Annotated in this window: 7 protein-coding genes; 5 read left to right on the top strand and 2 right to left on the bottom strand. The window is 42.1% G+C overall.

Annotation, left to right across the window (positions count from 1 at the left end; genetic code table 11):
• Positions 1-20: 20 nt before the first annotated feature.
• The 4 genes from AC3WT9_RS03410 (at position 21) to AC3WT9_RS03395 (ending at position 7,307) form a co-directional block, all read left to right on the top strand.
• The gene (locus AC3WT9_RS03410) at positions 21-2,180 is read left to right on the top strand and encodes a glycoside hydrolase family 3 N-terminal domain-containing protein (protein WP_492407278.1); all 2,160 of its coding nucleotides are present in this window, start codon (positions 21-23) and stop codon (positions 2,178-2,180) included.
• A 45-nt stretch (positions 2,181-2,225) separates the two neighbouring features.
• Positions 2,226-3,257 carry an alpha/beta hydrolase gene (locus AC3WT9_RS03405; RefSeq protein WP_492407277.1) on the top strand — a complete coding sequence of 344 codons (1,032 nt, stop codon included), beginning with the start codon at positions 2,226-2,228 and terminating at the stop codon, positions 3,255-3,257.
• A gap of 92 nt (positions 3,258-3,349) precedes the next feature.
• Positions 3,350-6,178, top strand: a complete 2,829-nt coding sequence (locus AC3WT9_RS03400) for an alpha-L-rhamnosidase (RefSeq protein WP_492407276.1) — start codon at positions 3,350-3,352, stop codon at positions 6,176-6,178.
• 295 nt (positions 6,179-6,473) lie between these two features.
• Positions 6,474-7,307: an MBL fold metallo-hydrolase gene (locus AC3WT9_RS03395; protein WP_492407275.1), complete on the top strand. Its 834-nt coding sequence runs from the start codon at positions 6,474-6,476 to the stop codon at positions 7,305-7,307.
• 687 nt (positions 7,308-7,994) lie between these two features.
• Here AC3WT9_RS03395 and AC3WT9_RS03390 read toward each other — a convergent pair.
• Positions 7,995-9,194, bottom strand: a complete 1,200-nt coding sequence (locus AC3WT9_RS03390; protein ID WP_492407274.1) for an MFS transporter — start codon at positions 9,192-9,194, stop codon at positions 7,995-7,997.
• 156 nt (positions 9,195-9,350) lie between these two features.
• Between AC3WT9_RS03390 and AC3WT9_RS03385 the strand changes: the two genes are divergently transcribed.
• Positions 9,351-10,223 (top strand): helix-turn-helix transcriptional regulator, encoded by an 873-nt coding sequence (locus AC3WT9_RS03385; protein WP_492407482.1) that lies wholly within the window; start codon positions 9,351-9,353, stop codon positions 10,221-10,223.
• A 988-nt stretch (positions 10,224-11,211) separates the two neighbouring features.
• Here the strand turns inward: AC3WT9_RS03385 and AC3WT9_RS03380 are convergent.
• Positions 11,212-16,194, bottom strand: a complete 4,983-nt coding sequence (locus AC3WT9_RS03380) for a hypothetical protein (RefSeq protein WP_492407273.1) — start codon at positions 16,192-16,194, stop codon at positions 11,212-11,214.
• Positions 16,195-16,282 lie beyond the last annotated feature (88 nt).

Genomic DNA, 16,282 nt, shown 5'->3' with positions numbered 1-16,282 from the left:
GCTTATTTGGAGGTATCTGTTTGAAGAATAACTACGAGAAAGAAATTCAAGCATTACTGATGAAAATGACGGTAGAAGAGAAAGTGGGTCAGCTGCAGCAATGCGGACCCTCGCTGGTAGGCGCCTTTGGCGTAAGCTTTGAAGAACTGGTCAACATGGTATTTGACGGGAGAATCAGCAAATCTGAATTCCAGAACATGATGAGCTCAGCCAAACAGGATTTCCATGAAGAAGACCTGCGGGCTGGGAAAATCGGTTCTTATAATGGACTAAATGATGCAAAAACTGCGAACGAACTGCAAAAAATTGCGGTAACGGAAACACGTCTGGGCATTCCGCTATTGTTCGGATACGATGTCGTTCACGGTTATCGCACTGTGACACCGATTCCACTGGCAGAAAGCTGTGCGTGGGAGCCGCAGCTTTGGGAAAGAACAGCCAGAATCGCGGCGGAAGAAGCGACAGCAGGTGGTGTTCATATGACCTTTGCCCCCATGGTGGACGTATCCAGGGATGCCAGATGGGGAAGGGTCAGTGAAGGAGCAGGTGAAGATGTGCTGCTCTCTTCCATCTATGGTGCTGCCAAAGTAAAAGGATTTCAGGGCGATGATTTGACCAAGGAAGATGCTATGGCTGCATGTGTAAAACATTTTGCTGCTTATGGGGCCGCTGAAGCAGGGAAAGATTATAACCGGGTGGATATGTCGATGCAGCGTCTGTTCGAGGAATATCTTCCGCCGTTCGAGGCTTGTGTCAAAGCTGGTGCAAGAGCGTTCATGCCGGCTTTTAATGATATCAACGGAATCCCCTGCACAGTGAGCCCGTGGCTCCTTACGGATGTACTTCGTAACCAGTGGGAATTTGACGGAATGACGATTAGCGATGCCAACGCCATTGCTGAATGTGTCACACATGGCATTTCCGAGAATATTGCAGATGCAGCCAAACAAGCGATTGAGGCCGGACTTGATATGGATATGACGTCGAATGCTTTCAGTGAAACGCTGGCTAAACTGATTGCAGAAGGTGCTGTGGGTGTGGAAGTTCTAGACAGGGCTGTGGCTAATGTGCTGCGAGTTAAGTTTGAACTGGGATTATTCAATCATCCCTACCGAACTTCCGAAGATCGTGAGAAGATGACCATGCTAAAACCAGCCTACCGTTTCCTGGCCAGAGAAGCTGCTGAGAAATCCATCGTTCTGCTGAAAAATGAGGCAGTCCTGCCTTTGAAACAGGGCATCAAGTTGGGGATTGCCGGTGAACTGGCCAATAACCGGGGAGAAATGACTGGTGCATGGGCCATTAAAGCAGACGGGGAAGACTGTGTAAGCCTTGTGGATGCTTGCACGGCTCAAGGCATTGACTATGTTTACCTTGATGGAACCACGGCTACTTCGGAAGAATGCGATGTTTATATTGCTGCAGTTGGTGAGTTGAAAAATCAGAGCGGGGAGGCAGCCAGCCGTGCTTCTATTGAGCTGCCCGCGGAGCAAATAGATCTACTGAAGAAACTAATAGAAACCGGTAAGCCGGTCATTGCGCTTCTTTTTAATGGAAGGCCCTTGGCGATTCCTTGGGTTGCTGAACATGTACCGGCAATTATCGAGGCATGGCACCCTGGTGTCGAAGCCGGAAATGCCATACTGAATATACTGTTCGGAAAGGTAAACCCTTCGGCTAAATTAACCACGACGTTCCCTTATGCTAGCGGGCAATGCCCGGTATATTATGCGCATATTAATACCGGCCGCCCAGGCGGTAAAAGTAAGTTTACTTCCAAATACCTGGATACACCGCTTGTGCCAGTGTTTGCTTTCGGGCATGGATTAAGCTATACAACCTTTGCCTATTCCGAACTTCAAGTGAGTGAAGAGCCAGAGGGCGTTACAGTATCAGTTAAGGTAAGGAATACCGGAAATCGCGAAGGGCTTGAAATTGTCCAGTGCTATATTCGCGATATTGTTGCGAAGCGTGTCCGTCCAGTAAAGCAGCTGGTTGATTTTTTGAAAATCCCACTGCAAGCAGGAGAGGAAAAAGAGGTTTTCTTTGATATTCCATACGATAAAATGGGCTACTATGATCTGAACATGAAGCATGTTGTTGAAGAAGGGGAATTTGAATTTTTTGTTGGCGGAAATTCAGTAGACTGTTTGTCCAAAACATTTAGGCTGTATAACTAGAAAGGGCTCTTATTGCTTGTTTTTATAAGAGGAGGCCAAGTTAATATGGAGATTCAAAAAATTACACTTAATCAAGAACGAAATGTCAGTTTGACTGCCATCCTCCAGGACGTGGGAGGCGAATTCATTAAAATTAAGAAACGCCCGGCGGTGTTAATACTCCCAGGAGGCGGATATAATATTTGCTCGGATACAGAAGCTGAGCCTGTGGCTTTGGCTTATTCAAAAGCGGGATACCAGGCATTTATTCTAAGGTATTCCGTAGGAGTGCATAAACAGTGGCCAAACCCTCTAAATGACTATGAAGAAGCGATGAAACTTATCAAGGCAAACTCAGCGGTGTGGAATATATATGATGACAAAATTGCAGTGGTTGGATTCTCGGCCGGAGGCCATTTAGCTGCCTGTGCTGCTACCATTTCACAGAACCGTCCTTCCGCCGCCATTCTGGGATATGCTGCTTTGGACCAAGATACTTGTGATATGTGCCAGGAAGGGCTTCCACTGCCGGTAGAGACGGTCGATGAATTTACCTGTCCTTGTTTTCTATTTGGAACGCGAGATGATGTCATTGTGCCTATCAAAAATACAATTGACTTTCAGCTTGCGCTTGCCAAATGGAATATTTCCTTTGAATCTCATATATATGCATACGGGCCACACGGATTTTCTGTCGGTGAGTCGTTCCTATTACTCGCTGAAGCTTGCGACCGTGTATCGAATTGGGTAAACGATAGTATCAAATGGCTGAAGGATATGCTGGGAGATTTCGGGGATCAAGAAATGACTAAGCCGGTATGCGAGCCAAAAATAAATGGGGATCTGAAGCCTTATTTGTCCGTTGACTGTACTATCGAGCTGGTGAGAAAACATAATGATTCTCTCGATACCAGATTGACAACCATTATAGGGAAGTTCGATGCCTTTAATAAAGAGCGTAACAAAAAGGGAACCAAACTTACTCCATTCCAGGCGAATATACGAATAAAAGATTGGCTTGCAATGCTACGGATTTCAGAAAAAGAGCAGAGTGAGATAGATATGTTTTTGAATAGAATCTCGAATCAAGCCATTTAATTCTTCTACAAGACCTTGGATCATCTAAACTAGCTGATTCGAGGTTCTTTCTTTAAATCTCACTAAAACACTATATTCGTGAAGGAGATCCTATGAAGATTACTCGTTTAAAAACCAATCGTATATATAATCCGCTGGGCTTTGACCTGGGGAAGCCGAGATTATCCTACACAGTAACCGATACAAAAGGCAAGAGACAGACAGCAGCACGTTATGTTGTTGCGTTAGATGAAGAGTTCCGTAACATCGTATTTGACAGCGGAGTAAGCGAGGATACCAATAGCCGTGCCTTCGAGCTTCCGCTGGAATTAAAGCCGCGGACACGATATTTTTGGCAGGTAGAGGTATGGGCCGACAACGGGGAACATGCTGTGAGCGAACCGTCATGGTTTGAGACAGCCAAGTTGGATGAGCCGTGGAGCGGGAAATGGATTACTCCGTTAATGGATAAGGATATTCATCCTGTACTGAAAAAGACCTTTGAGTTGCATGGTCCCATAGCATCAGCCCGGGTATATATTTGCGGATTAGGTCTTTATGAGATGTACATTAACGGACAAAAGGCAGGGAACGAATTCCTGACACCTAACTTTAATAATTATCATAAATGGCTGCAATACCAAACCTATGATGTAACCGGATTGCTGCAACCTGGTCAAAATGAGGTGGCGGTTAGCCTTGGAAACGGATTATACAAAGGGCGTTTTGGTTTCGACGGCCATTCGAGCGAGCTCTACGGTGATGCATTTAAGCTGCTGTACGAGATGTCAGTGACTTACAGTGAGGGTACAACAGATATCATTGTTTCCGATGATTCCTGGACTGCCGTACAAAGTCAGATTGTATCAGGGAATTTGTACGATGGGGAAATTTACGATGCTACATTCCATCCTTCTGTAAGCTACCCCGTACAAGAAGCTGACCTGAACTATGAACGTCTTAAGGCCAGACTGAGTCTTCCTGTTGTGATCAAGGAGACACTTAAGCCTATCAAGATCATCCATACTCCTGCGGGCGAAACCGTTCTGGATATGGGGCAGAACATGGTGGGCTGGATCGAATATCAGATCAGCGCTCCCAAAGGAAGCGTCATTCGACTTCAATATGGCGAAGTGCTGCAAGAGGGAAACTTTTACCGGGAAAACTTGCGTACCGCTAAAGCGGAGCACCAATATACTGCAGACGGACGGACAACGATAGTACGTCCCCACTTCACCTTCTACGGATTCCGGTATGTAAAAGTAGACGGCTGGATTGGAGAACTGAAGGGAGAGGATTTTACCGGATGTGTTGTGTATTCGGATCTCGAGGATACCGGACATTTTGAAACCGACAATCCTTTAGTCAACCGGTTGTTCCTTAATGCCAAGTGGGGACAAAAAGGCAATTTCCTCGATGTTCCTACAGATTGTCCACAGCGGGATGAACGAATGGGGTGGACTGGAGATGCTCAGATGTTTTCCGGTACGGCCTGCTTCAACATGGATTCTTATGCATTTTTCAATAAATATAGTGTTGACATCGCAAGTGAGCAGGAGCAGCGTCACGGAGAGGTGCCATTCGTTGTTCCTTCCGCAAGTGTCCAGGAGGGCGGGTCTAGCGCCTGGGGCGACGCAGCCGTAATTATCCCATGGAATGTGTATCTTCATTATGGGGATATAGCGATTCTTCGGCAGCAATTTGAAAGTATGAAAGGATGGGCCGACTATATTATTCAAAAAGATACGGAGTCGGGTGGACAAAGACTTTGGACGGTGGGTTTCCACTTCGGGGACTGGCTGGCTCTGGACAGCAGTAATCCAAATTCACCTTTTGGTGGAACAGATAAGGATTTCATCGCTTCTTCCTACTACTGTTACTCAACGAGTATTGTGGCAAAAGCAGCAAAGCTTCTTGGTAAAGAAGCAGAAGCTGAATACTACAGTCGTATCTCTAATGAAGTCAAGGCTGCTATTCAGGATGAGTTTTTCACTAAAAAAGGCCGGTTGGCGATCGACACACAAACTGCATATGCTGTCGCACTGTATATGGATCTGGTTCCAGCGGAGCATATCGACAAAGTCGTTACAGCACTGCGGAAACGCTTAAAATCTGACCGTAATCATCTCAAAACAGGGTTCGTCGGCACCCCTTACCTGAATCACGTTCTGACACGACATGGCTGCAATGATCTAGCTTATACCCTGTTGCTGAATGAAGATTATCCAAGCTGGCTATATGCCGTGAATCTGGGAGCAACAACGATATGGGAGCAGTGGAATTCTATTCTCCAGGATGGAACCATTAGCGGAACAGGTATGAATTCTTTGAATCATTATGCTTACGGTGCCATCGTGGAATGGATGTACCGTAGCATGGCGGGTATTAATCCCCTTGAAGAGGCTCCGGGCTTTCAGCGGGTGCTGCTAGCACCTAAGCCTGATGCACGGCTGAGACGGGTGAACGCTACTTTGGAATCTGTCTCCGGAAACTACCGGAGCGGATGGGAGATTAGTGAGGAAGGGCGACTGGAATTTGAATTTGAAATTCCGTTTAATGCTTCCGCCCATGTCCGGTTACCACATGCCAATTTGGAGGACGTAGAAATCCATGGCCTGAGGTTGAGACTGACTGACATCACCGGCGTGCAGCAGGGAGAAGAAGTCCAATTGGAATTACAGAGCGGCAGCTATTCGATCAGCTATTCGCCATTAAAGAGTTACTTAAAGGAATTAAGTACAAAAACACCCCTGGTTGAACTTTTGCGGCACGAGGAGGCTGCGAACCTAGTCCGTACGATGATGATTGAACAGACTGGAGTGAATCCAGATGATTTAGGTGCTTCGTTAGGCGTTTCCTCACTCCGGGATCTGGCATCTGTCTACCCTAAGCTGGAACAGATTCTAGATCAGATGGATGAACGTTTAGGCTCAATAAAATGATGGCGTGCAGACAATCATTCTGTGGATGATCTTGATTCTGGATACTTGGGAAAAGACTAGGTTACCAATATTATAGATAAAATATACACTTTCCAGTTTATGTCCGAGTATAAATCAGGATATGAACTGGAAGGTGTTTTTGCGTAAAAAGTCGTTTAACCGATACCACAAAGTCGGATAAGCAATGGCGGGCTGACCCGGAATTTTGTAGGATAAATCTATGGATCTTCCGTCTGACTTAAGTTGAGAAGCTTCATCCATTAAACGTATGTGAAAGCGAGTTGACTATAAATTCATGATCTATTTAGAGCATAAAGATTCAGCTGGTTTTTTTGCCGTAGAAGTTAAGCCGGATACTTATTTAATCGGATGCGAAGTTGTAGAGAACGGAAGCCACTGGGGCCGCAGCTTAGAATTTGGGAGTCCTACAGGGAATTCCTGGTTGATTAAGGGGGAAGAAATCTCACTATTAATTGATGCAGCGTTACCGTTGCCGGGCTTTAAAGCATTTGCAGAACGAATTGCACAAACACCGGTACAGTTGGTACTTTCCCATACTCACCCCGATCATATATACCGGCTAACTGAATTTGATGAATGCTGGATTCACCCAGATGATGAGGGCCTGCTTAAGGGAGAGTATGGATTAAATGATTACGAGGGCATTCCAGAAACCCTACATTATCTACGAGAAGGAGATGTTCTGGATATCGGCAATAGCCATGTTATTCACATTTTTCATGTACCGGGTCATACGGACGGAAGTATCTTGCTATTGGATGAAAAGACAAATTCTTTATTCACCAGTGATACTATTGCCAGACGCTTGTTGTATGGACTCGGGAAATGGATTCCAATCGACCAGTTTATCCATGATTTGGAGAGAATCAAAGCTTTGGATTTTACCTCTATTTATACCTGTCATGACCGCACCGCCCTGTCTAGAACGTTTATTGATTTTATGATTGACAGCCTAAAACAACTCCCGCAAGTCCAGCAAAGGATAGAACTCCTTGGGCAGGAGTTTATTCATTTGGTACGGGGAAATCAGAAAGAAGAAGCTTATTTCGATTTCGTAGTTCCTGCAGCCAGGAGAGAAGAGTGCATTGCGGCGCTAAAAAGAGTATAAAACTAGTTTCAGGCTGCCATTGTCTCATATGGAAGGTACACGTTGAGATCTCCTATATTTTCAAGTGAATTTACTAGCCATCGCTTAGTTTGTGGAAAGCTAAAATACAATAACCTGAGGGGTATTATGAAGATATTTCTTTTAAAAATTAAACCGTATGTTAATCCTTTGGGATTTGATCTGGGTAAATCAAGATTCTCATATGTATTAACGGATGCCAAAGGAAAAAAGCATACGGCTGCCCGTTATGTCTTGACACTTTACTAAGAATTCCATCAGACCATTTATGATAGTGGAAGAAGAGAGGGGTCAATTCGCTCGCCTTTGAGCTTCCGCTGGAACTAATGCCCGAAACCGTCACTATTAGTGTGTGGAATTATGGGCGGATAATGGAGAACATGTCAAAAGCGAAACTGCATGGTTTCAGACAGCGAAATCTGGAGAAAGACTTTTTCTTACATTAAACTTTAGAGGTTTACGACGAGTGGTGGTACATTATTCTGCAGTGAACCTACGGCAAGTCCTGCTGGCGAACCGCTCCACAACTCAGTGCTGGCAGTATTGATTCGCATTCAAGACCATAATAAGAGGTTATGGTCTTGATATGGTTATATTTCACTTTAAAAAGTAAAATCCTATCAAATAGCATGACTAAAGTCTCTTGATAGAGCAGAAGACCAAACACAATTAAGCAATTTCATTCGTAGACTGGTCATACCGATTTTGTTTTTTTAATATTTGTATCAAATAAATCATTGAAAAAAACATCATAGCAAATAATGATATGAGAAAATAAGGAAATATACTAATACTCAGGGTTTGGACGAGCAGTCCAAACAGTAGAGGCATTAACGTAATACCGACATAGGAAGCGGCCATTTGAGCGCCCATCATCGACTGTGAAATTTCTCTTCCGAAATTTTTCGGAGTCAAGTGAATAAGGTTGGGGAATATCGGTGCATTACCAAGACCTATCATAAATAAAGCAATAGTCAAAACCGTTACGTGTACAGGAAGCATCAGTACCACTATTGCGGCAAAGAGGACCCCCTGTCCAATATGAATTAATTTCCAACTCGTCAGCTTACCGGCTAATAATCCTGAAATTAGCCTGCCTACAGCTATGCCAACATAATATAAGGTGATACACTTTGCTGCATTATCTGCAGCTAATCCCTTCGTATGTACCAAAAATGTACTCCCCCATATCCCAGCAGTAAATTCAATTGCACAAGAACCGATAAATGTTAACCATACTACTCTTGCTGAAGATATCTTGAACAAATATGCTAAACTGACTGTTTTAAGGGTTGTGTTCTTTACTTCCAAATCATTCTGATTTAATCTTTTCCAAACGGGCAAAGATAACATGGCAATAATTGCAATAGCTCCTTGGATGAAAAAAACGGTTTTGTAGCCTCCCCGCCAGTTGTTTTGCTCAGTAAGGGCGAGCGACATTAAATATGGACTAACTGAAACTCCAACTCCATAAAAGCAATGTAGCAGATTCATATGGCTTGCCTTATAATGAAGCGCTACATAATTGTTGATCCCCGAATCTACAGCCCCGGCCCCCAGTCCGAGTGGAATTGCATACAGGCAAAGCCATACTATATTTTGTGAGTAAGAGAAACCAAGCAAGGCAATCGCAGTCATTGTGACACTAATAGCAGTAACCTTGCCTGTACCATATCTGCTAATTAACCTTGCACTGAATAAACTAGAAATTACCGTACAACCTGAAATGGCAAACGTTACATAACCTGCCGCAGAAATAGGCAAGCCGAACTCCTGGTTAATAGCAGGCCAAGCAGACCCGAATATCGAATCCGGTATTCCAAGACTGATGAATATAATGTAGATAATCACTAAAAGCAGTGTAGCCATAATGCCCTCCTGAGATTGTGATATTGTAGTGAATCCAGCTATAAACATCTAGACAGGAATATAAATATAACATAGGAAAGCATTGTTTTCTTGCAGTATCAACCGGAATTATAGTACAATATCGCCAAAAACAAAGAGGTGTCTAAATTGCAGTCAGTGGTAATCACAGATGAACAGCTGCGGGAAAAGGCAACACATGGTCCCAGGCAGTTCCCGATACAGATCTATCTTGACGACACCGACTATTATCCTAATCACACAATTAATCGCCATTGGCATGAAGAAGTGGAATTTGCCGTTATCCAGGAAGGGCAGGTGGATTATCGGATAGGTGAAGCGATTGTTAGTCTTCGTCAGGGAGATGGGATATTTATAAACGCGAGGAATATTCACGGTTATGAAGCGATGAACAGGGCGCTTGTGCCCAACATAGTCTTTTCCCCAGAACTGATTTCGGGCGGAAACCAGTTGGTGTATCAAAAATTTGTGCAGCCAATTGTGAGCTCTCACATATCGTTTCTTTATTTGAACAGTCAAATCGGTTGGCAAGAGGAAATCTTGCATTCCTTACATAAAGTCTTCCGCTCATTAAGTTCAGAGGAAGAGACTAGGGAGATTGATATACAAATCAACATTTCCTCTATCTGGCGTACGTTATATATGAATCGACACTCCTGTACTGAGTTGCGGCAGAGCACCAGTTTACAATCCACTCAGGCTAGGCTACGAATAATGATGGAGTATATTTATGAGAACTATACGGGAAAGATCCGTCTTGCGGACATAGCTTCTTCGGCCAAGGTAAGTAAGAGTGAAGCACTGCGCTGCTTTAAGGAGGGAACAGCTACTTCTCCCGTAGATTATCTGATTCATTTTCGATTAAACAGAGCCCGAGAATTACTGCAGACAACTGATTATACTGTTACCGAAATTTCAGGAATGGTTGGTTTTGACAACATAGGTTACTTTGGACGGATGTTTAAAAAAGTATTTGGTATTACGCCCCAACAACTACGAATTCTAGAGTGATTATAAAAAGAATATGGTATCTGTGCTCCTAGGATTGCCCATTTGCTAGTTAAGCCACATGACTTGAACCGAATTCCCCTTTCTGATTCGTGAGCGCTTCCGAATGTAGGTTGATACACTTGTCCTTTGCACTTATCTTTGAACGCAGCATTTCATAGTGGAGAATATCATTGAAATCTGTGTCCGCATATTCATCAGACTCAGTTTCACTGTATTTGAGCCTGTACACAGTCACAATAAGTTAATTTAAGTGAGCGTACAGCAATCATTTTAGTGCCGGCGTTATCAAAAGTCGTTTATGAATGTAATTGCTGCATAATGGTTTCAACTGATCCGTTGCGGTCAAATATTGTATAGTAGGAGGAAGTATTACTCCCGAGAGCAGACAAATGATCTCGTATTTCCTGCTCCTGTAAATCAGATAATTGTGCAAAAAGTTAGGAATCAAACAAGCAATTGTAAACGATAGGAGGCTTACTGGTCTGCCCATGAGAACCAGGTCTGAACACATGTGAACACTAATCGGAATAACAAAGGTTTTGCAGCTACTCTTAGACAATTAGACAATTATCAGCAACATTGAGAATGAAGCACGACGTATTATTCAAGAAAATGGAACACACAATCAGGGATATAACTTGCTGCACATTGTGTCACTCCAATTTCTTATTAAATATTAGTTGCTTATGTTAACCTCGTACTTGCACGGGGTTAACTCTGAGGTTTTCATTTTTATAAAAAATAAAAAATTTATTATAGTCGAGCATATTGCTTCGACCGGTAAGCATGCATAAAGTCAAAGTTTTCACGCTGGAAGTGGAATGAAATGAATACACTTTATAGCTGCCCCAAATACCGAAAGCTTTCTTCAATGGGAAAGGATAAATGTAGAGAAATAGCAGGGGAGAAGAAAAAGTATATAAGAAAGTTTTTCTGGCATAAAGAGAGATGTTCTTCAATTGAAGTAATATCTCTCTTTATGCTAAACTCATCTAAAAATCTCTTCCATACGATATGTCAGTCTTTGTGCATTTGACCAACCTGCTTTAACAAATATGTCTAGTACCTTTATTAATGAATGAAGACAATCAGGATTATCACGGAATATCACACGATATTCTGCTAAATACCGTTCAACGAGTTTAACAAGTAGATCAGCTGCCATCGATTCATATTGATATTCTCCATTTTGTCCAGCATTTATTGTGCGAACTATACGCATGAATATATTAACTGGATCCACTGGTATTAAGAACTCTAGTGTTTGAAGTAAGTGGTGAGTTACCGCAGGGATGGAGAAGTCAGCTAATTCATCTATTGTTTTATCAGCTTCCGTAAAGAATACCTTAGTCTTTTCCAGATCAAACGTAATAGTCTGCAGCCCCTTTGTAGCGCGTTTATTATTATGTGCACCAGAAGAAAAGTACACCGCCATATTAGCGGAATCAACGATTTCATTAATATCAGATAGTCTTTGCTGAAGCTCTTCGGACCACTGACCTTCGTTTTGTAACTGATCTAAAACACTCTGCCACTCTACCTTGACTACTTGAAGAATTTGTAACAGGGTATTCCAGCTTCTTGCCCGTATCGCGACATACTCACTTTTTGTATATTGCTGTTCTTGAAATCCTTTATTTAAAGCGTCTCGTAGCTGAACCACAAAGTATCGACATTCTTTAGAGCATTCTAATGGATTCAGAATGAAAGATCTGACCCGTTCCTTAGCTTTGGAATGATCATATAAAAGATATAATTGTTCGAAAATATCAATACATGAGTGCCGAAGACGATTATCTGGAGAGGTTCGGTCATAAATCTTCTCTGCAAGTGCATTGATTCTATCAGGGAATTTTGATGTTAACCGTTTTAGTACACCCTGAACTAGACCATAGAGAACTCCACGATTCATTTCCTCATTAGCTACACGATCAATTAACTCCCACATATAAGAATGAGCAGTACTATAAAGATTTAATAGCCGAATCGTGACTTGAAAACGCACAGCTGGAACTGGATCGGTTATTAAAATTTGCAATTTAGTTAACAAAGTAGGTGTCACAAGCGATTTAAAGCGAGCGAGCTCTGTTAATGCTTCAGCAGCATCAATACGTGCAGCTGGCTTACCCCAACTAGCAGTTTCATTAAACTGATCGTCATGTGTACTACTCATAGGCTCTGGGTTTATTGAAGCTTCTAGTAAAACAGAGAAAATAAATATTCCCATCTCCTCATCATAATTGATATTTTCGCATTTGGAAGCTTTAGCACAAGCTTCAGCCAAATACCCCCAAGTGTGATTCAGTTGTTTAGGATGTACTCCATCAATTTCGGCTCTTGAAAGAGCTGTCCAAAGAGCCTGTAACTGTGGCAATATTAGCTCAACATCTTCTAAAGTTGGTAGCGAGTTGCTATGTTCTTTGCAAAAAAACTCGACTGGTCGTTCTAATGATTGAATTCGAATGTTTGCTGTTTCATCTATCGGGACACCTCCATCAGCGAGGTACTCTCTTGAGCTATACTCCTCTGATTCCCAAACGGGAGAAAATGACTGTTCAGGCACAGCCTTTTCAAGTAAGTCAAGTTCAGTTATGCGCTGTCTAGCTTCTGAAGTACAAACATATTGAAGCGGTAGACATTCAAGAAGGCGATCACGTATACGTTCTCCTTGGCGTAAGTTTTCTGTTTCAAAGGTTAAGGGAATAGAGTCGATAACGTATTCGATTTTCTCCCTGTCTTCAAGTGTCAAATAACGATATACAGCTCCTAGATAATCCCCAGCTGCATTGCTTGTATCTCGATACATTAAAACAGGCAGTGCCCAACCCAAGAAACGAATTTCTATGCCTAGAGTGGAGGGATACTCAGTTCCGCAAATTAGCAACCGCCTCCATAGAGCCGCCATTCGATTATTCTTAATTAGCAGGTTAACAATTTGTTGGAAACCTCCAATCTGACTCGGATTTTTACCTAAATCAGATAAATAGGATTGGAAGGTGTCCAGCATATTGTGAATTTCATCTCCAGGAGAATGGAGCCCAGTGTCCCAAAAATAGCTTTTGTCAGCATGAATACTTGCGTTGAGACCATTTGCATAAAATCTTTCTTGTAATACGTCTACATTACGATCTTTATGTCTTGTTATAACATGATTCTCAACAATTGCAATTAATGCATCGATAGCTTCTATGGGTTTTACTTCAACAAAATTTTTAAACTCCGTGGCAAGTAGATACAATCCGCCTTCATAGTCTTGACTACGGTTTGATCTTAAAGAAACAATTTTACTATTTCCAATTGACGTAGTTTCCTTACTATCCTCAATATAGTTAAATGCGGAAATATATATTTCTTTTACAAAGGCGGGATCATGAATCATGATGGTCTTAACGTTGTCCGCCAATCTGGGCATTTCCAAAAAACCATACTTACTAAGTTGTTCTTTTTGAAGGATACGACTTAATAAATTGCTGGACTCAGGTGTATTGCTATGATAACTCTGACACACCCAGTTAATTGCAAGTGGTATCACACCTACAAATCTAATATCTTGCGACCAAGCAAATTGTAAGTAATTCCTAGATGCTCTACCGACGGATTCAAGTTGTTTTTTCGTCAAAATAATTAAGCGCTCAGATAATAAAGAAAGCAACATACGAACAATGTACTCGTTTTTATCAGAAAGCTGCTTACTCAAATATTCGACTATATCTACCCAGAGCTCTGCGGCTTTTCCTGATATTATACGTGTTAATTCCGCAGGGGGCATTGCAATTAATGCTCCTACCGTATGACGTAATGTTGCTTCTGCAATGTTTTTAGTAGACAAGGATTCAATTCCTTGAATCACTGGTAATATATCAGATATATTTGTGCTGAATTTTGCAGCAGTTACTGGGCCTATTAGTTTAGCGATCTCTGGCACATCACTGTTTTCAATAAAACCAAAAACTATATCCCAAAAAAGATAACGTGAAACGTCTTGGGACCATAAATGTTGGAAATGCATATCGAAGCTCGGCCTGATCGTTATGACAAGCTCAGATTTAGAAGTCAGTATTCTTGTAATATCAACTTGACTACGTAGCAGTATTCGCTCTACCGCGTAGTCAAACAGAACATGGTGTGCAAACGTTAAGTTTGAAGAATCTGGGTATAGTGTAGGCGAAGGCTGCCATTCAATTAACAAATGTTCACTGAGTATATGATCAAGATCTCGGGTTGTCTCCGAAGTAACTGCATAACCTCGTGAAACACGAAGTGTCCGATTCTCCACCATGTAGGAGACAACTCTGTGAATAACAGATTCTCTAGCATCACGGCGCCCATCATGAGGTTGAATGATTCGTTCTTCCCAATAATGATCAAGTAATTCTAGTTGTGTCTTAATGGGAGTGAGGTATTCAATTGTCGTGCCCTGACCGATTAGCTCTCCCATGAGTCGTAAATTAAACGGCACATGCAATAGTCTCTTCATTGATTCGTCCGCAGCCTCGATTAAAGATTTTAGTTCAGGAGATTGCATAGAAATGATACATAATTCTTCATTTGAAAATTCAGGGATTTGCACATGACATGTATTCTTTAATTCAGATTCACTGTACTTCTCGAGAGGAGGTTGACCAAAAAAAGCATTACGGATTTCCCTGCTGTGCCGCAAATCAAATTTGCGAATAGAAGTGAGTACTTTCCAACGATCGTTCCTTCGAACAACTCTAGTTACAAGATTTGTGAGTAGATGTGCTGTCTGTTCAGAACGTGCAGCATCAAGAGCATCAATAACTAGAAATCCAGGTTTATCTCCACTCCAATTTGTAAGCACATCTTCTAGAACATGACTTATCCCTAGTTGTTCCTTGAATTCAGAATGCGTCTGAGCAGTAATGTGATCTACTGCGAGAAATATCGTATCTCTACCTTCTTCTATAAATGAGGTTACCAAGTCGTACAGTACACCAGATTTACCGGTTCCAGGTTCACCAACAACTACTATTGATTGCTTTTCGATTTGATCACGTATTTCTTGAGTGCATCTTCGCTTAACTTTTATTTCATTTTTACCAACGCGTAGGATGGATAACTCACTTAAATCTGCTAGCGTCGCTTTAGTTTGCTTTGTGAGAATTTCGATATCGGATTGATTGCCTTGAACAACTGTAGGACCTATTAATTCAGAGCCTACCAAACACTCTTGTACAAGTATCTTTGCAGCAGCATATACCTGTGAGCTTCGATTAAGTGGTTTAGCGATGGACAAATGATCTTCATCCAGGGGGACAGGGTTAGCTCCAATACCAGGATGAGAAGAAGAAGGGTTAACAATTAACAGAGCGTCTCTTACTCGCCGTGATTCATAATAAGTTCGTGTTTTGAACCCTTCGACTACATGATTGCGATACCAATCAAAAAGATCACGCAAATGTGCATCATGCGCTTTTAAATCTTCAATAGCTAAAGTAGGGAACGCAAGACGGAATTTTGCTACTAATGTTGCGAGTTCCGCGCCTTGATGAGGTGTTGCAAGAAAGAGTACCCCACGAGTATTTTCAAATACTAGCCGTTCTGGAAAGCCTTCACCTGCGTCTGATGCCACTCTTAAGATTTGCTTTGTGAGCAGACCTCCTAAACTATGACAAATGAATACAACTGGTCTTTTGCCAAGGCCGTGTTGTACCAGTAAATCTAAGACTTGACGTGCGCGATCGGGGAGTGCCATAGCATATCCTGATTCCCGTTTTCTTTTTGGTAACCAGTTACAAAGACGAGCCAATTTCAAAATAGAAGCTGCATAACCAAGAGACCATACCCCAACTTCAGGAAAGTCTTGACCGAGCCAACTTGGCCAGAAGTAATCAGCGTTATTACTATAACGCCAAGTATTAAACGCATCCCCGCCAAGACCATGGACGAAGACAACATCGGCTTTGCGTTCTACATTTTCACATCCAGATATTGGGTGTAACTGACTCAAAGTAACTACCTCCTAAATTTATTATGTATATCTGACAGTTATTTGAATATGTATTTTATTTTAATATACTTTTAATTGGAATAATATG

It is taken from the genome of Paenibacillus sp. EB106-06-01-XG199 (genome assembly GCF_058791575.1).
This window is presented reverse-complemented; position numbering and strand designations above follow the sequence as displayed.